Origin of the sequence: Candidatus Deianiraea vastatrix, assembly GCF_007993655.1 — a bacterium.
Taxonomy (GTDB): Bacteria; Pseudomonadota; Alphaproteobacteria; order Rickettsiales; family Deianiraeaceae; genus Deianiraea; species Deianiraea vastatrix.
Genome location: NZ_CP029077.1, coordinates 749,222 through 767,565, shown reverse-complemented (window position 1 = coordinate 767,565; position 18,344 = coordinate 749,222). Strand labels below are relative to the sequence as shown.

Sequence of the window (18,344 nt, the reverse complement as noted above, 5' to 3'; positions counted from 1 at the left end):
AAAAATATTTTTCAATTTTTTTCTTGCAAATTATTTACCGTATGGCTAAACTACATTAGTTTAGTATGAAGTTTAGTATGAATCCGAATGTCGACCCAACAAAACGCACTACTCCTCAAGCGAATACTCCTCCAGAGAAAAACATTAAGACGAACGGTTCTCAGAGGATTACATCGGTTAGGGTATCAGGTTATCTTAAGTCAGAAGTTAAAGATCTTAGGTCAGAAGTTAAAGATATAGACATGCCTCAATATAATGCAGTAAATGCGAATCTTGAGCATATGATTAAAAGAAAATCTGAATTTACATTTGTCTCTGGTGTGATTGGGGCAACATCGGCAGGACTTGGTGCAGGTAGTTATTTTATACCTTGGTATCTAACAATGTTAAGATTTTTAGCGAGTCTTTTTTCCGTTTTTTTTGGTGTCAATGAAATATTGCGTACTCGAAATGAAGATAAGGTATTATTGGATGCAGTAGTGAAATATAAAGAGAATCTTGAGAACATTAAGAACAATAATAACGATAGTTGTTTATGCGAAATGCTCTCATTTTGCATTGGTAGTATTGTACAAAATAATAATAGCAAAGGCATCGAATTATTGTCAGATCTGCCAAGAATAATGCAAAAATATATTAAATTGAAGAAAAAGGAAGATGAGGAGAAAAGTAAAAATGTGGGGAAAAGTCAAGGTGTGGGGAAAAGTCAAGATGTGGGGAGCGAAATTACTAATACAATAAAACGTTGCAATACATGGGGGAAGAAGTTTCCTGGATCAGCGAAAAATGTGAAAGATGTAATTTTAGCATATATGATTTCAATGTACTATAACAATAGAAATGAATATAAAGGTATTGATGGGATAGTAGAAGAATCGTTGTTTAATGGCATTGAAAATCAAGGTATACAAAATATATGCCTTGGATTGACGAATTTTGAATTTGCATTGTATAAAAATGAAGGTATTCAATCGGCATCTAGTAAATTGGGAAAAAGTATTGAGGATTATCATAATGAAATAATTGGTACAAGCAAATGTTATGCGGCAGCAAGAGCTGCATCACTTGCAGTGAATTTTGGAACTGCAATTGCTTCAATGACTTTGAATATGCTAAACACTAATGATGTCGAAATGACAATTGAAGAGCCACAATTGATTGTTAGCGCTAGTAGTAAAGAAAATGCTATTATTAAATCTCAAGGCAATACTAATGTGATTTATCAAGTTGAGGGAACAAATGAGTATTATTATAATGGAATTGCTGTAACCAAAGATAGTAATGGAATTTGGCAATATGATGAGAATTATATAGGAAGTGTAAAGAACCCACAGAGCTATGTGTATAGCAGCACAACCAACCCTGACACTCCAGCAGCTGTATGTGCGAAAAATCCAAACAAATTAATTAAGTATACTGGTGCTGATGGACAGGTTAAGTATTACTACAATGGTGCTGAGGTTACAAAAGGTTCTGATGGTAATTACTATAAAGTTATTGTAGCAAGCGGGGCAATGACTGGAAAAGTGAATGTTGTTGATGGACAAGGAAATATAATAAGCGGCGAAGTTGTGCTTACACCTACAACAAATATTGACACCACTCAATATCCTTTTACAAGCGGAACAATATATTATGAACCAGCACAAGGTACACTGTCTCAGATAGAAGGAAATCGTTATCTTTATACTGCTTCAGATGGCAACAAATATGAGGTAATTAAGAATCCAAATGGAATGTTATATAGATTGGATGGTCAGTCTTTAGCGATACAATATAATATTTATCCAAGCGGAAACATTACAGAGCAAACTGTTGCAGGTGCGCAAAGTTCAAGTATTAGTAAGACAAATACAGTTTTTATTGATTCAAAGACACAAAAGAAATATTTTAATGGCAAAGAGGTTCAGGGCAGTGTTGATGGTGGATATCAAATAGTTTTACGTCCAAGCATGGGTGAAAATACTACACAATATACAACTGCTGAGGATGCGATAAAGGGAAGCAAGGGCAACACTAATACAGTTTATGTTGTTGGTAGCAGAAAATATATCGATGGTAGAGAGGTTACTGGTGATGTGGATCATGGTTATACGTATAATGGTATTAATAATCCTTCTAAATCTATAAATGTGGACACAGGGGGCTTGGATGCAAGTAAGAACAATCCGAATACAATGGTTACCGATAAAAGCACTGGAAAGCTTTATTATAATGGTTATGAGATGGCAAAAGATTCAGTCGGAACTTATCAATACAAGGAGTCAATTGCTGTGGATAGGCCTTATAAACCCTATAATGTAACACCCATTGTGTCTAGCAATTCTGTTACTGTCAATGGTGTTAAATATACTTTACAGGATGGCAAATATAAGAGTAGTGATGACAAAGAGATTGATAGTAGTACTGTTGGTTTAATGCAAAAGCAGGTTACAAGTGAGACATATGATCCCATTTCAAACCAAGTTATTGAACGAACTGCTAAAGTTGAATTAAGTGAAAATGGCGTTAAATCGGAAGTAGTTGCAACTATGGATAGTAATGGAGATTATACTGTTAAAGATGAAAGTGGAAATATATATTATCCAAAGAGTGATGGAACTTATTACAATCCAAAAACTGGCAAGGTTATTTCTGGTGGAAATATAGAGATAATTAAAAATAAATTCTCTTCATCATCAAGCACTACAAATAATACTGCTGAGGTTGCTTATGATCCAATTTTACTACCAGATGGCAAAGCATTGACAGTAGATAGTGATGACCAATTTACAGATGCTTTAAGTCAAATATTGGATAACAAGAGTAAGTATAAAGGTGATTTAACTTTCGATGATCAACTTGGTAATTTATTAGAAAGCAAACATTTTCAAAGTCTTCCTGAGGATAAAAAACGATTATTATTGCAAACCGCTTTTAAGAAAAAGGTTTTTGGTAGACAGGAGGGTGAAGATATTGCAGGTGTTATTAATAAATATATAACAGGGGGTGGAGCTACAAGTGGTTCGTATCAAGTTCAGAATGTGCCAAATAGTGGTGGCGTTAATGTGGCAACGCTATATAAAATTACTATTCCAAATGCTGCAACGAATAGTGTTCAAAGTGTTACTGGCTTTACACCAAGCGATCCTAAAACCACTTCGGTCGGCGCAACTACTCAAGACAAACCTGGTGTTTATGAAACGCAGTATGGATATGGTAATATTGCGACAAATCCTCAGACGTATCTTGATCCGGTCGCTGCTTTAGCTTCTCTTTATACATTAAGAGGAGGATATGTGAAAACAAATGTTACAGGCAGCAAAAGCACCGATGAAGACAAGAAAAATACAAATGAGCATGGGCGGCCTAGGGTTGAGGTTGAAACATCTTTTGGGTCTGGAGAAGTTAAAAACGGTAATGGGAGAATGAGAAAGGACGGTAATGGGGATAAGAAAAGTGTTTCTCGTCTTTGATGATTGAAGAATGAATTGATTTGCTGTATATTTAGAAATTAAAGCCGTTGTAAAGTTGAAATGAGAGTATATGCTTGCCATAAAGGTTAAATATTTTATGCAAGATATTGTGTTATTTTTACAACATGGATATTTTTTTATCTACATTTTGCTTTTTAGACTCTTTTGCAATTCTTTGTTTTTGAAGAACTGTATTTGTTAGATAGCTATAGGATGTTTTGAATTATCTGTATATACAACTTATGGTTCATAAACATTGGTAAAATCGCCACTTTTTATTTTTTCTTCCATTATTTGTCGTCCATGTTGCATCTTTATAGTGTGTTGATCTTTGTAATAACCAGCATTCTTTTTTAAATTATGATTATTAATTGCTATTGGTATTTTATTATCTTGTTTTAGTAAAATTATATCATTGGGATCTATAATTTCAGAGTTGGTTTCGATAATTATGCGATTAGACCAATCTTTTAGAAATCTTTTTATTGCAATATGAGAAGGTTCGTCTGCTATACATTCTAAGTAAGGATGATTGTCGTTTTTTGACTTTCAGTTACGTTAAAATCAATAGGATTATTAGGTAGTTTCTGCGTGATATCACTATACCAGTCTTCTGATTTTGTCTGAGTGTTATTTTGTGTAATTTGTGGCATATTATTATTTTTGCGTTCCAATTTTGGGAACACGAGAAATATGAGATTTTTTATTATTGATATTAAAACTTTTTTTATTCATATTGTCATTAAAACGTTATTATTCAACAGTCACCGATTTTGCAAGATTGCGTGGCTGGTCAACATCATGTCCTTTTTGGCTTGCGGCGTGATAAGACATAAGCTGCGCGGCTGGTGCGTACAAGAAAGGCATGGTGTGTGCTTTTGTTTCTGGAATTTCAATACTGCCTAAGATTTGATTTGTAAATTTGGCAAAATAGTCAATTCCGGCTTTGTCTGAGACCAAAACAATACGCCCATCACGAGAGAATATTCCTTCAATATTTGACGCAGATTTATCAAAAAGGCAAGAGCTTGGAGCAATTGCTACAACTGGGATGTTTTTGTCAATTAAAGCGATGGATCCGTGTTTTAATTCACCAGATGCAAGGGCTTCGCAGTGGATATAGGTAAGCTCTTTCATTTTAAGTGCGGCCTCTGTTGCAAGAGCGTATGAAATATCGCGTCCAAGATATAAAATGCTTGAGTAATCCTTGATATTTTTTGAAACTTGAGCGATGTTTTTTATCCAAGATTTATCGTTTAGTAAGGATTGTATCTTGGATATTGCATCTAGTAAATCTTTTTTAATTTGCGCTATTTCATCAAGCGAGATTAGTTTTTTCGTTTGAGCTATTGCAAGGGTTAGGGATAAAATTGTCATTATTTGCGCGGTAAAAACCTTAGTTGATGCAACGCCGATTTCAGGCCCCGCTTCACAGCCAATTGTGCTATCTGATAAAAATTGCATAGTTGTCTCGCGTGCATTGATAACAGAAAGCATTGTGCTGCCTGCGTTTTTTATGTTTTTTATTGCCCCAATTACATCTGCGGTTTCACCTGATTGAGAAATTCCAATATAAAGTGTTTCTTTGTCGATTATTGCCGCGCGATAGCGAAATTCGGATGCAATATAGCAGTCGCAGCTCATTTTTGCATATTGTTCGAAGTATTTTACGCAAACTGTTCCGGCGTAATAAGATGTTCCGCAGGCAATTATGGCTATTCTTTTGTATTTTGTAAAGTCGATTTTATCGAAATTTTCAATATTCATGCCGTTTTCTGTGAAGTTTTGCTTTACGATATTTGAAAGTATTGATGGTTGTTCGTGTATTTCTTTAAGCATGTAATGTGCATAGCCGTTTTTTGAGCTTGCATCGAGGTTTAATTGTGATACAATTACTTCACGAATCGCCTTTTCGCCATTTTTGTCAAATAGTTCAAGACCTTTATCAAGGCTTACAAAGCCGTAGTCGCCATCGAGTAAATATGACATTTTGTTCGTAATGGATATTATACTAAATGCATCTGAGCCAACAACTGATAGATTATCACCAAAGCCAACAACAAGTGGAGACTGGTTTTTAGCGACCGCTATTGTGTTTTTTTCACTTGCGCAAATTGCAATAATTGCAAAAGCACCTTTTAGTCTTGAGATTGCTTTAGTAAAGGCGGTTTTAAAGTCATTACCATCTTTCATTAAAGAGTCTATTAAAACAGGGATAGTTTCAGTGTCTGTCTGGCTTTTAAAGGTAAATCCTTTTGCAAGGAGTTCGTTTTTAATTTCCATGTAGTTTTCGATAATACCGTTATGAACAACGGCAATTTCACCAGATGTATGAGGGTGTGCATTTTCGGTTGTCACAGATCCATGCGTTGCCCATCTTGTGTGTCCCATTCCAATACTTGCGTTTAAATTAGCTTTTTTGCATGATTTTACAAGGTTTTCAACCTTTCCGGTTTCTTTAACAATTTGGATTTTCGCATTATTTGCAACGGCTATACCGCATGAATCGTAACCACGATATTCAAGTCTTTGTAGTGATTGCAAAATATCAACAACCACATCGCCTTTATGCTTCATCAAAGCTATAACGCCACACATAAAAAAACTAGACAATTAAAATTTTTAGTTTATAGTAATCTTAAATTTTTATAAGTCAATGATAAAAACAACATTATTTGCATTTCCCGGTCAAGGATCGCAGTATATCGGTATGGGAAAGAGTGTTTTTGAAAATTATAAGGTTTCAAAAGATGTCTTTAGCGAGGTTGATGACGCCCTTGGATATAAATTATCAAACATAATTTTTGGCGATAATGCTGAGGAATTAACGGCAACTTACAATGCACAGCCAGCATTAATGTGTGTGTCTATTGCAGTTCTTCGCGCACTTGAGCAAGAAACTGGTAAGAAAATTGAAGAAATGTGCTCTATTGTCTGCGGGCATTCACTTGGAGAATATTCAGCGCTTTGTGCAAGTGGGGCTATTACTTTACACGACACGGCAAAAATTCTTGCAATTCGTGGAAAAGCCATGAATGAAGCGGCACCAAAAGGAACTGGAGGTATGGCTGCAATTTTAGGCGCAAGTGACGAGCAAGTTGAAGAATTAATTAAAAAATCTACGATTTCTGGCGAAGTTTTAGTTATTGCAAATGACAATTCAAGCGGTCAAACTGTAATTAGCGGGCATATTGCGTCAATTGATAAAAGCATAGAAGTTGCAAAAGAGCTTGGCATTAAAAGAGCTGTAAAATTGCCAGTTTCTGGTCCTTTTCACAGTCCACTGATGGAAAAAGCAAGGCTTGAAATGGAAAAAACTTTAGTTGACATAAGAATTCGCGAGCCAAAAATTCCTGTAATTGCAAATTTCACAGCAACTGCAACGACAAATCCTGACGAAATTAGAAAACTTCTTGCACTACAAGTCACTGGAACAGTTAAATGGAGAGAAAGTATAATGTATGTTGAAAATCTTGGCTACGAAAGGCTTTTTGAGCTTGGCGCTGGTAAGGTTTTGGGTGGTCTTACTAAAAGAATTGCTGAGAAGATTAATGCAATTTCAATTGAAAGTATGGATGAAATTCTTGCAAATAAGGCGATTTTATAGTTTTTATGTAACTTCCATAATGTCGTAATGTATTTAGTTTTTGGAATTTAGGTATTGCGTTTTATGGAAGCAAAATTGTTGAGATGATATTTATGAAAATTTTCATGCCTTGTAAAATTAGAATCAAAAATTTGGTAAGGCGTGTTTTACTTCTGGTATTTTTTTATCAATTTACAATAAATTGCTTTGCTGTATCGGTTATTCGTGATGTTGAGGTTGAATTTTTTTTACAAGATTTAACAAATCCACTTCTTGCAGTTGAAACAGGCGTAAAATTAAATCTTGATAATAAAAATAATCTTGCCTCAAAAACTGATAAGCCATCTCCAATTTATAAACCAACATTTGCTTATTATACAAGGCCTGTGCCTGTTTATAAAGCACCCGAATCGAAGCAGACTTTCAATACTGTGAGTACCCTTGCTTTTAAGACGCAGAAAAAGGGCGGAGTTAGAAAAGTTGAGTTTTTTTTAGTCAACGATGACTCAATAAACGCTTTTGTGTCAGGTGGCAGTAAAATATTTGTAAATACTGGGCTTTTAGCGTGTTATAAAAATTCGAATCTTACTCGTGGGGTTCTTGCGCATGAGCTTGGTCATATTATAAATTCACATCTTGTTCGTGGGCAAATTGATAGATCGCAGGCTGCGAAAGATGGCGTTGTTGCGGCATCTCTTATTGGATTATTTACCATTGCAACAGGTGGGATTGGTGCCATGGCGGCAGGTGCTGCTCCAGGTATTGCTGCATCGTCTGCGGCAACAAGCGGTGCAATTGCTGCAACTGGTATTGGCGCTATTGCTGCAGGGTCTTCCATTGCGCAGCAAAGCATGATGTCGTATTCAAGAGCATATGAAACAGAGGCGGATAATATTGGCATAAGATTGCTCGATTTTTCTGGAAATTCTTCAAAAGGATTACTTGAATTAATGAGATATTTTGACTCAAAAATGGGCAATGTACCTGAGCTATCAAAGTATTTCATGACGCATCCATTACCAAAAGACAGATTAACGTGGATGGAAAGGGCGGCAAATTCACAAGATTTAACTACGCTGAAGATTGATAGTGATATAGAGGATAAATTTCAAAGAGTTCGTGCAAAAATACTTGGTTTTTTAAAGAAATCAAGCTTTACTGAAATTAATACAAGTATTTCTGGAGTGCCAAGTGTATTATCGAATAATGCTTTATTTTATCAGCTTTATAAAGAAATGTTTTCAAATTTAGCAGATGGTAATTATAGCGCTGTTATTGAAAGTGGTAAAGACTTGTTAAAAATGAGACCAAATGACATTTATGTAAGTGAAACAATGGCGCAAAGCTATTGTGCAATTGGTGAAATTGATTTGGCAAAATATTATTTTAACATAATTAGGTCAAAAGTAAGAAACAATAGTATTTTAGAGTTTGAATATGGGCAGTGTCTTGCAAAATATGGGAAAAATCAAAGCGATATAAACGACGGTATAGCTATATTATATGCTATTACTTTGATTTACACGGATAATATTGAGTCAAGACAAATGTTAGTAGATATTGCAAAAGAAAAAAATATAGCTGGGCTTTTTGCGCTTATGTCTGCTGAAATTGCGATAATAAATGGCGATAGGCAAAATGCAAAAGCAATTTTAAAAGACGCTATTGACAATAATTATATGGAATACAGAAATGAAATTAGTAACCTTTATGCAACATTATAAATATGGATTTTGAAGATATAGCAAAACATATTAAGGGTTTAGTGCGAATTTCAAGTGTCATTTCGGCAAGAATGCGTTTAGTGCCAAATGGTGCTGGGAAATTTAAGGCAAACTGCCCATTTCATAAGGAAAAAACTGCATCTTTTCATGTTGATGACGAGCGTGGAATTTACAAATGCTTTGGCTGTGGCAAGGGTGGTGACGTTATAAATTTCATTAAAGACTACGATAATATAAGTGATTTTCGCACAGCTCTTGAGTCAATTGCGCAAATTAGCGGCATTGAACTGCCAAAATCAAGCTTTGCAACTAAAGAATACTCGATGCAAAAGCGTGTTTTTGAAATTAACGAGTTTATATTGCAATTTTTCAAAAATTCACTAAAAAACAGCAGAATTTGCATGGATTACATTCAAAAAGAGCGAAAAATTAGCGATAATTACATTGATTTATTTTCTCTTGGCTATGCACCTGATTCATACAGTTTATTAATTGACGAAATGGTAAAAAATGGCTTTAGTGCGGATGAAATTATATCATCTGGCGCAGTAAAACAGTCAAATGGGCAAATGTATACAATTTTTCGTAATCGCTTCATAATTCCCATTTTTGATGCGTCAAATCGCTGCGTTGGATTTGGCGGAAGGTCTCTTACAAAAGATGCAATGCCCAAGTATATTAATTCCTTTGAGAGCGTTATTTTTAAAAAGGGAATGAGCCTTTATAATCTTGCAAATGCAAAGCAAATATCGGTGAATTTAAAGGAAAATTTTGTAATTTTAGCAGAAGGATACATGGATGTCATAGCCCTTTGTATGGGCGGCTTTCCGGCAATTGCTCCACTTGGAACGGCCGTAACGGATGCGCAAATTTCCCTGCTCAGACGCTATTTTTCAAGTGTTTATGTTTGGCTTGATGCAGATACAGCTGGGCAAAATGCCGCTTTTAAAACTGCAAAAATCATATTAAAGACGATAGATTCAAGCTTTAATGCGTTTTTTATATCTCAAAATCTTGTAAAAGACCCCGATGAATATTTGCAAAAATTTGGAAAAGATGCGATGATGACTGAGAAAAATCGTGCCATGGCAATTTATGAATTTATCTGGAATTTTTTATCTAAAGATGTTGATTTTAAAAAGCCAAATGAAGTTGCAAGTTTAGGCGATAAAATCAAGGAAATTACTGATTTAATTGAGAATAAAAATATCAAATTTGAGTACATAAAATACTTCAAAGACAAGATGTATAATGCAAAATTTAGCAAAAAAGACAAATTACAGCAAATTGCAGTTAGGCAGTCAAGTATGTCAAAAATTGACGAAATCTCTGCTTTAATCGTTTATTTGGTCAATTTAAGGGAAGATCTTGCAACTTGCGTTGAATTTGATTTTGAAATAGAAAACGAGCAAATTGCTGGATATTTTGCGCAAATTATGGAAAACGGCAAGATTGATGACATAGATGAAATCGACATTTTTAAGTCTGCAGGTAAAGAAAATATCTGTAAAGACGATAGAATGGTTAGTCAATTTGCACGACTTTGTATAAGCTACAAAATAGAAAAATTGCAGGCGGAGATTGAAAAAATGGCAAATTCAGAAGACGACATTACAAAAAAAATTCAAATTATGATAAAAGAAAAACAAATTTTACTTGAAAAATTAAAAAATTATCCTATATAAATAAAAAGGCTTTAGTTAGATTTATGAAAAAAGCAGGAATTTCAGCGATTATATCGGCATTTTTAATGTGCAGCTTTGCAAATGCAACTTCAAAATGTAATTACGATTTTACCTATGGCTACGCAGATTTAGTGGATCAAATAATACCTTCTGTTGTAAATATATCGACGGTTAGCATAAAAGAGCGAACAATTTCCCCAATTGAAGACTTTTTTGGAATGCACGGATTTGGCTCAATTTTTCCACATGTTCCACAAGGTGGAAAGAAAATTAAGCAAAAATCAACCGCGTTAGGATCTGGCTTTTTCATCGATAAAGACGGGCATATTGTAACAAATTACCATGTTATTAAAGACGCAACTGCAATAACCATTAAAACCCACGACGGCAAGGAATATAAGGCGAAAATCATAGGATCTGACGAAAAAAGTGACCTTGCTGTGCTTAAAGCCGAGACACCAGGGGTGAAAAATTTTGCTAAATTTGGCGTTTCAAATGAGGCAAGAATTGGCGATAAAGTGCTTGCAATCGGTAACCCATTTGGGCTTGGCGGAACGGTTACAACTGGCATTGTATCTGCAAAATCTCGATCTATCGGTCAAAGTGCGTACGACGATTTTATTCAAACTGACGCGCCAATTAATCAAGGAAATTCCGGCGGCCCAATGTTTAACTTATGTGGCGAGGTAATTGGCATAAATACTGCGATTTTAAGCCCATCTGGCGGTAGTGTAGGAATTGGCTTTGCAATTGCATCAGATTCAGCTGTAAACATCATTGAAAAGCTGAAAAATAAGCAAAAAATCACTCGTGCATGGCTTGGCGTTGAAATTCAAACACTAACCGAGGAAATGGCTGAGGCGCTTGGGGTTAAAAAGAATGAAGGTGTATATGTAAATGGCGTTGCAAAAGACTCTCCTGCGCAAAAAGCCGGCATAAAAACTGGAGATATTATAGTCGCAGTTGACGACAAAAAGGCGGAAAATATGCAATCTGTAACCTCATATATTGGCTCAAGAAAGCCTGATTCCAAGGTAAATGTTGAGATTAAAAGAGGCGGGAAAAAGATGAATATTGATGTTATTTTAAAGGAATCAAAATCGGACAATAATGAGATGGATAGGCTAAAAAGTGATAAATCTGATGCTAAAAATACCCTTGGTCTTGTTGTGGAAAATTTAACCAAAGATCGCAGGCTTGAGCTTCGCATTCCGGATGAAATTTCAGGCGTTGTTATTGTTGATGTTAAAAATGAAATCTTGGCAGAATTTGGCGAAGTGAAAACTGGCGATATTTTAACGCATGTAAATGGAAATGAGATTAAAAATACATCCGACATGGAAAAGGCTGCAAAAATTGTAAAAGCATCTGGAAAGCGTCATGTTGTGTTTAAAATCTGGCGTCAAGGCGTGCATATTTCACTTGGCGTGCCGATTAAATAAACTCTATATATTTTTACTGTTAATGGTGAGGTTATAATGGATTGATATTTCTTGGTGCAAGGTAAATTTTGTTTATCTTATAAAAAAAGAGTATAAAATTACAAAATATCAAAACCATAGAAAAACATTGCATTTTATTTTTTCCCAAATTAACCTGTTGTAATTAATGATTATTTTGCGATGAAAGATCAAGTTGTGGAAAATGTACTTCAAAACCACGATGCAGAGCAGGATATAATTGCCGCTTTGATAGTTAATAACCAAAATCTTGACATTACATCAAACTATATTAGCTATCATCATTTTGCATTTGATTTACACCAAAAAATATACAAAATAACACAAGATTTGATAAATAAAGGAAGTGTCGCAGATGTTACCAATATTTCACATAAACTCGCAGGGGATGAGGGTTTTGAGGCTCAAGGCGGTAAGGGGTATTTGAATAAATTACTACTTCGTGTTGCAGATTTAATCCCGCTTAAAGAGCGTTGCATGATTGTAAAAGAGCTTTATACAAAGAGAAATTTGATAGATTTGGCGGGCAAAATTAAAGATGGATCAGCCCTCAAAACAGCAGAAGAAATAGCGTCAGAGACTGAAAAAAGAATATTTGATCTTAGAAATGAGACAGGTGGAGTTTCAAATTCCCCACAGAAAATCGGCACTTTTTTACAAAATATCATCGCAATAGCAGATAAAGCCCGTCATAGCAATATTTTAAGCGGTCTTCCAACTGGATTTGTCGATGTTGACGAGATAATAAGCGGTTTTAACCCTTCTGATCTACTAATTTTAGCCGCCCGCCCGTCAATGGGTAAAACAGCTCTTGCCGTAAATATGGCATATAATGTTGCAGTCTACGAACACAGTAGGGGAAATGGCGGTGGAGTCGCGCTTTTTTCACTTGAAATGTCGTCAGACCAAATAGCAACGCGTATTTTATCAATGATTTCAGGCGTAAGCTCAGTTGCGATAAGAACCGGTAAATACTCGAAATTTGACAGCGAAGCAGACACTGCAGGGCATAAAATGAGCGAGCAAGATTTTGCAAAATTGCAAGATGCAGCCTTGTCTTTAAACGAAATTCCACTATTTATAGACGATACACCTGCAATTTCAACATCGCTTTTGCGTACAAAATGTCGAATGCTAAAACAAATGCACAATATTTCCGCAGTGTTTATCGACTATTTACAGCTTATGCGTGGGTCTGAATCGGCAAGTGCAAATAACAGAGTGCTTGAAATTTCGGAAATTTCTCAAACCCTAAAAGCAATTGCAAAAGAGCTCAATATACCCGTTATAGCCCTTTCCCAGCTTTCTCGTCAGGTTGAAGCGCGCGATGATAAACATCCCCAGCTTTCAGATCTTCGTGAATCAGGCTCAATTGAGCAAGATGCAGATATTGTAATGTTTCTTTATCGCGAGGAATACTACCTTGAAAAGACAAAACCCAAGCCACCGAGTGATCCAAGCGATGTTCAGGCAAAAGACACTAAAGACTATCAAGCTTGGATTGACAAAATGTATGGCAAACCTATGAAAAACCTTGACGGAACCTTTGTTATTGACAACTACACAGGGGATGTAAAACTCGTCGGCGGGGCGCAAAATGTTGCAGAGGTAATCATCGCAAAACACAGAAATGGTCCAACTGGAAGCGTGAAATTATTCTTTGACAAGTCAAGAACTGCATTTCATGATTTAAAAAACTAGTATTGCTAATTTTTCTTGTATAATTAATAAATCCGCAAAATAATATAAACAAAAGGCGATAAATAATGTGGTTAATTAAGCGGCATGCCGCCAAGAGATATTCTAAATTTCTGTACATTGTCGTATCTGTCAACATTAACTTTAACGGCGTAATCAAACTTAATTAAGCCAAACATTGGCGTTGGAATTGCTATACCAAATCCAAATGCACTTCTTATCTTTCTGGAATCATATATTTCCTCTGTATTTCCAACCGAATTAATCCTATAACCCTGCCCATCAAAGCCGTATAGTGCACCAAAATCAGCAAAGCCGTACATTCTAAATGATGTATCCTTTATAAACGGAATTCCAAAATACTGTTCAAGCGTTGCAACCGCATAATTATTACCACGATAAGATATAACATCAACATATTGCTTGCCATTTGGCATTGTTTCCACAAGTCTTGGACCAATGCCCCCATAACCGACACCACGCATGTTGTAATATGAAACCCAGTATCTATTTTGAAATAATACATCCTCCCCGCCGTAGCCTGATATATTACCCATTTTAATTGAAAACATAGAAGTTGCACTTCTGCTGATAATTGGCTTATATATTGTATATTCAAAGTCGTGCTTGAAAAATCTCTGAGTTCCACCAAGGCCTGCAATAGTTTGCGACCCACCAACTCTTGTACCAATATTTGGCAGTACAAAATTATCTCTAGTATCGTAGAATATACTGTTAATAATAGATGATGTTTCGGTATTGCGATATTGATCATTTAGCAGGGATCTTTGAAATGCAGCATTTGCTGGAACTGTATTTGTCATAGAGCTTTTACTGTAGGAATAATATATAGAGTGAAATAGATTATCGCCAAGTCTATAAGATAAATGAGGCGTTATGGAATATGATTTACTAAGGTAATTAATGCCATATTTTCTTGCATCAAAACTTGATATTCCAAAATTAATACCGCCGCCAAATTTTGAGTCTCCAAATCTTGCAGTTGAAATGCCAGCAGATAAACTTTGCATAATTGCAGAGCTTGAAAAATCTGTTGATATATCGTAGCCCTTGCCAAAGACATTATATCTTGCCATTCCAAAGCTTAACACCTTTCCTTCAAAATTTGAATATCCACCAGAAAGATTTAGCATTCCTCTGCGATTTTCTTCCTGTAAAATAACATCTACTATTACCTCTTTGGAGTTTTTAATGTTTCTCTTTTGTATCTTTACTTCTTTAAAATAACCAAGGGATCTAAGCCTGTTTTCAGATCTCTGTAAATCTCTATCTATCAAAACACTACCCTCTTGAAATAATAGCTCTCTTCTAATAATATAGTCCTTTGATTTCTCATTTCCACTAATATTTACACTCTTGATAATTTGAATTTCATCATCATTAATAACATATACTATATCAACTATATTATCACTAATTTTATCTATTCTTGGCAGTACATTTGTATATCCAAAGCCTAGCTTATATGCGATATTTCTTACCTTTTCTAAATCTATCGACGCTCTTTCGAGACTATAAACCTGACCTAGTTTTTGAGTAAATTTTATTACATTTGGCATGGTTAAATTTGATACATTGTTCTCAATTTTAACATCCCTTATTGTATATTTTTCACCCTCTTTAATATAAATATTAAAGGCCACAGCTGGATAATCTCTTGCAAATTGCGCATTTATGTCTTCTATAAAAACATCTATAAAGCCATTTTCTTTATAGTAATTTGATAGGGTGCTTTGCAATAAACTTGGCATATTTGCCTGATAATCGTCACCTTGTGAAAAAATATTCCATTTATTTCTGCTTTTAATTGGTATAATCTCGTATAATTTATCATTTTTCACTTTTTCATTTCCATGAAAATTAACCTTCTCAATTTTCGATCTATTTCCTTCGAAAAACTCAAATACAATATCCACTCTATTGCCTTCAAGTAATACAACTTTCGGCTCTACAATTGCAGATAAATACCCATTACTTGCATACACAAATTCTAATTTTTGTGCATCATTTTTAATCTTTGCACGCGAATATATTCCACGCTCTTTAATTTGCAGCTCATCTTTTACCTTGTCATATGTTACAAACTCCGATCCATCAAAATATACTCTATTTACAATAGGATTTTCAAGTAAATCAAAGACCACAGTACCATTTTCAAATGTAACTTTTATAGATGAAAACGCCTCTGTATCGTATAAATTTCTTATTGCATCTGATATATTATCCGGGTTTAAATCTTCTCCAATCTTAATTCCAGAATACAGCAAAACACTTTCTTTGTCAATTCTGCCATTACGCATTAATTTTGCATCTTGAACAATTTGTGCATTTGATATTGCGCAAAAAATCAATACAATGAATGTAGACAAAATCGCTTTATAGATAAATCTAGAAAAAATCTAATACTTAATATCTTGCAATTTAAAAAAATCAAGTAAAAATATAAATAATTTTATTTTTTTGTGAAGAGTTATATTTTTGGCATAAATTCGCTAGATTTAATAGACGACGAAATTAATCTTTTGTCTAAAATAAATCTTTATGGCATTGTATTATTTGCAAGAAATATTGGATCGCGCGAGCAAGTCTTGGGTCTTAATGCAAAAATTAAAAACAAGCTTGGAAGCCATGTAAAAATCTGCATCGACCAAGAAGGCGGCAGGGTTCAAAGAATTAACTTTACGCAAAAATATCCATCTGCACAGGAAATGACAAAACTTTCCGAATCTGAATTTGAGCAAAGTGTTAAAAATATGTCAATTGAACTGAAAAACCTTGGATTTGACATAAATTTCGCACCTGTTTGCGATATAAACTATAAAGTTGACACGCCTTTAATATCCGATAGATCTTTTGGGAAAGATGTCGATGAAGTTGTAAAATATTGCTCAAAATTTATCGAAATTTCCAAAAACGAAGGTATTGATTGCGTTTTAAAGCATATCCCAGGGCACGGAAGGGCAAATATTGATAGCCACATAGACATTCCACGTATTTCAAGCGATATATTAACCCTTGAAAATACAGATTTTGCAGTCTTTAAAAGACTTGACAAGCTTTGTAATATCGCCATGACATCGCATATAATTTACGACTGCCTTGATAAAACCGCCCCATTTTCTGTATCAAAAACAGCTATAGACTACATCAAAACGAATATATTTAAAGGGCTTATCCTCACCGATGCAATTGAAATGGGGGCTTTAATTAAACATTTTGATAAAAATCTATCATCTGGCTATGAGGATGTTAATTTTTATGCAACTAAGAAATATAAAACAAACCATGAAAGGTGTAAAATTCTTAGAAAAATATCATCCGAGTGTTTGAGTGCAGGCTGCGATATAGTAATGCACTGCAGCGGAAATTTGCAGGAAATGAGTGGGATTTTAAGTGGCATTGCTGACTAATGAAACTGTATTTCGAATATCGTCACTTTTTTGGTAATACATTTTACAAAAACTGTTTCTTTTTAGCCTAATTTTACTCTCGTTGATTTTTTCTATCTCAATTATTTATCCAAAAACCATCATTTGCAGGCTGCGATATAGTAATGCACTGCAGCGGAAATTTGCAGGAGATGAGTGAGGTTTTGCTGGACAAATAATATAAAGTAATTTACTTTCACTATATCAGTTCGTGACTGGCTTAATTCATCAAAAAAACTACCTACAAACTGGTCGCGGAAGATAAATTACTTACTACTTCCTAACGAATCACTGGAATTTTGCTTTTTTAGGGACTGAATTTGCCTTATATTCACCCCACGCATTAAATTGCATTTATGTAATTGACTATAAATATTTTGCTGTGCTAACTGCGTTTTGTTTATAAAACCAACACTTTGCTCATTGTCAGGCGGTATATTAAAATCATTTTTTTGGCCAATGCTTTCTTTTTGATTTGTATTATCAATATCCACTGCATTATAGCTGCCTATTTCAGCGGAATTCAATTGGAAATTAAGTTGTTGACTTGAATTATATTCAGCAGAAACAGTATTAACGCTTTGTGCCTGATCATTTACCACATTACTTTCGTTACTAAGTACAGTGTCCTGCCTATTGTATGCGCGTGAATATAAAGTTCCATTGTATGTATGAGTAGTGCTATTTTGCGTTTCGTAATTTGTACTATAATTATCCATAATTTTACTATTAACATCTAATATTAGATAAGATGACTTCTTTTGTGTCAAGAAAAAATATTTCAAAAGAAATTTTAAACCTCGAAAAAAGATGAAAATCTTAGTAAAATTATAGCAAAGGCTAGACTTGCCAAAAGACAAGCCTAGGCAAATAATTACTTACGAGAGTTGTTTTTCTTTTCAGAAGAGCTTTTTTTCTCAGATTTTGCATCATGATTTTTTACATCACGAGCTTCCATTTTTTCATCTTTTTTGTCCATTTCATGTTGACGATCATTTTTGTCATGATGGTGATGCTTTTTGCAACCGCAGCAAGATGAAATGCCAAATGCAACAATTAAAAGTAAAGTAAATTTAAACATATAAATATCAAAAATATAATTCATTAGACTTACAAGATTCAATAAAAGTCAAGACAAAAATTAAAAAATAAATCATCATTTTTCTTGACAATTAAAAAAACATCGTTATGTTTGTGTGCTTTGGAGATGTAGCTCAATTGGTTAGAGCGCTGCCCTGTCACGGCAGAGGTCGCGGGTTCAAGTCCCGTCATCTCCGCCATAACTCA

The 18,344-nt window shown here is 34.6% G+C and carries 11 protein-coding genes and 1 tRNA gene; 8 read left to right on the top strand and 4 right to left on the bottom strand.

The window, feature by feature from the left end; translation table 11 throughout:
- Positions 1-77 precede the first annotated feature (77 nt).
- Positions 78-3,455 carry a hypothetical protein gene (locus deia_RS03615; RefSeq protein ID WP_146820800.1) on the top strand — a complete coding sequence of 1,126 codons (3,378 nt, stop codon included), beginning with the start codon at positions 78-80 and terminating at the stop codon, positions 3,453-3,455.
- Positions 3,456-4,208: 753 nt separating this feature from the next.
- Here the strand turns inward: deia_RS03615 and glmS are convergent.
- Positions 4,209-6,053, bottom strand: a complete 1,845-nt coding sequence (gene glmS / locus deia_RS03610) for a glutamine--fructose-6-phosphate transaminase (isomerizing) (protein ID WP_146820799.1) — start codon at positions 6,051-6,053, stop codon at positions 4,209-4,211.
- 58 nt (positions 6,054-6,111) lie between these two features.
- Between glmS and fabD the strand changes: the two genes are divergently transcribed.
- The 5 genes from fabD (at position 6,112) to dnaB (ending at position 13,611) form a co-directional block, all read left to right on the top strand.
- A complete protein-coding gene (gene fabD / locus deia_RS03605; RefSeq protein ID WP_146820798.1) occupies positions 6,112-7,062 on the top strand; it encodes an ACP S-malonyltransferase in 951 nt (316 codons plus the stop codon).
- Between the two features lie 92 nt (positions 7,063-7,154).
- Complete coding sequence (locus deia_RS03600) at positions 7,155-8,765, top strand: M48 family metalloprotease (protein WP_161982846.1); 1,611 nt, start codon at positions 7,155-7,157, stop codon at positions 8,763-8,765.
- Positions 8,766-8,767: 2 nt separating this feature from the next.
- Positions 8,768-10,450 carry a DNA primase gene (gene dnaG, locus deia_RS03595; RefSeq protein WP_146820796.1) on the top strand — a complete coding sequence of 561 codons (1,683 nt, stop codon included), beginning with the start codon at positions 8,768-8,770 and terminating at the stop codon, positions 10,448-10,450.
- A 23-nt stretch (positions 10,451-10,473) separates the two neighbouring features.
- Positions 10,474-11,892 (top strand): Do family serine endopeptidase, encoded by a 1,419-nt coding sequence (locus tag deia_RS03590; protein WP_146820795.1) that lies wholly within the window; start codon positions 10,474-10,476, stop codon positions 11,890-11,892.
- Between the two features lie 180 nt (positions 11,893-12,072).
- Complete coding sequence (dnaB, locus tag deia_RS03585; RefSeq protein WP_146820794.1) at positions 12,073-13,611, top strand: replicative DNA helicase; 1,539 nt, start codon at positions 12,073-12,075, stop codon at positions 13,609-13,611.
- 71 nt (positions 13,612-13,682) lie between these two features.
- Here dnaB and bamA read toward each other — a convergent pair whose 3' ends face one another.
- Positions 13,683-15,998, bottom strand: coding sequence for an outer membrane protein assembly factor BamA (gene bamA / locus deia_RS03580; protein ID WP_146820793.1), 2,316 nt, complete (start codon positions 15,996-15,998; stop codon positions 13,683-13,685).
- A gap of 93 nt (positions 15,999-16,091) precedes the next feature.
- On the opposite strand from bamA, the gene deia_RS03575 reads away from it, so the two are divergent.
- Positions 16,092-17,039, top strand: a complete 948-nt coding sequence (locus tag deia_RS03575; RefSeq protein WP_146820792.1) for a glycoside hydrolase family 3 N-terminal domain-containing protein — start codon at positions 16,092-16,094, stop codon at positions 17,037-17,039.
- 284 nt (positions 17,040-17,323) lie between these two features.
- Here deia_RS03575 and deia_RS03570 read toward each other — a convergent pair whose 3' ends face one another.
- Together deia_RS03570 and deia_RS03565 are read right to left on the bottom strand one after the other, a co-directional pair.
- The gene (locus deia_RS03570; RefSeq protein ID WP_146820791.1) at positions 17,324-17,776 is read right to left on the bottom strand and encodes a hypothetical protein; all 453 of its coding nucleotides are present in this window, start codon (positions 17,774-17,776) and stop codon (positions 17,324-17,326) included.
- Between the two features lie 155 nt (positions 17,777-17,931).
- The gene (locus deia_RS03565; protein ID WP_146820790.1) at positions 17,932-18,138 is read right to left on the bottom strand and encodes a hypothetical protein; all 207 of its coding nucleotides are present in this window, start codon (positions 18,136-18,138) and stop codon (positions 17,932-17,934) included.
- Between the two features lie 122 nt (positions 18,139-18,260).
- Here deia_RS03565 and deia_RS03560 point away from each other — a divergent pair.
- Positions 18,261-18,337: transfer RNA gene (locus deia_RS03560), tRNA-Asp, on the top strand.
- The last annotated feature ends 7 nt before the right edge of the window (positions 18,338-18,344 follow it).

Excerpts from the sequence above, each read along its gene's own strand:
- deia_RS03565 (WP_146820790.1), bottom strand. The coding sequence starts at position 18,138 with ATGTTTAAATTTACTTTACTTTTAATTGTTGCATTTGGCATTTCATCT.
- fabD (WP_146820798.1), top strand. The coding sequence starts at position 6,112 with ATGATAAAAACAACATTATTTGCATTTCCCGGTCAAGGATCGCAGTAT.
- deia_RS03600 (WP_161982846.1), top strand. The coding sequence starts at position 7,155 with ATGAAAATTTTCATGCCTTGTAAAATTAGAATCAAAAATTTGGTAAGG.
- glmS (WP_146820799.1), bottom strand. The coding sequence starts at position 6,053 with ATGTGTGGCGTTATAGCTTTGATGAAGCATAAAGGCGATGTGGTTGTT.
- deia_RS03570 (WP_146820791.1), bottom strand. The coding sequence starts at position 17,776 with ATGGATAATTATAGTACAAATTACGAAACGCAAAATAGCACTACTCAT.
- dnaB (WP_146820794.1), top strand. The coding sequence starts at position 12,073 with ATGAAAGATCAAGTTGTGGAAAATGTACTTCAAAACCACGATGCAGAG.
- dnaG (WP_146820796.1), top strand. The coding sequence starts at position 8,768 with ATGGATTTTGAAGATATAGCAAAACATATTAAGGGTTTAGTGCGAATT.
- deia_RS03590 (WP_146820795.1), top strand. The coding sequence starts at position 10,474 with ATGAAAAAAGCAGGAATTTCAGCGATTATATCGGCATTTTTAATGTGC.
- deia_RS03615 (WP_146820800.1), top strand. The coding sequence starts at position 78 with ATGAATCCGAATGTCGACCCAACAAAACGCACTACTCCTCAAGCGAAT.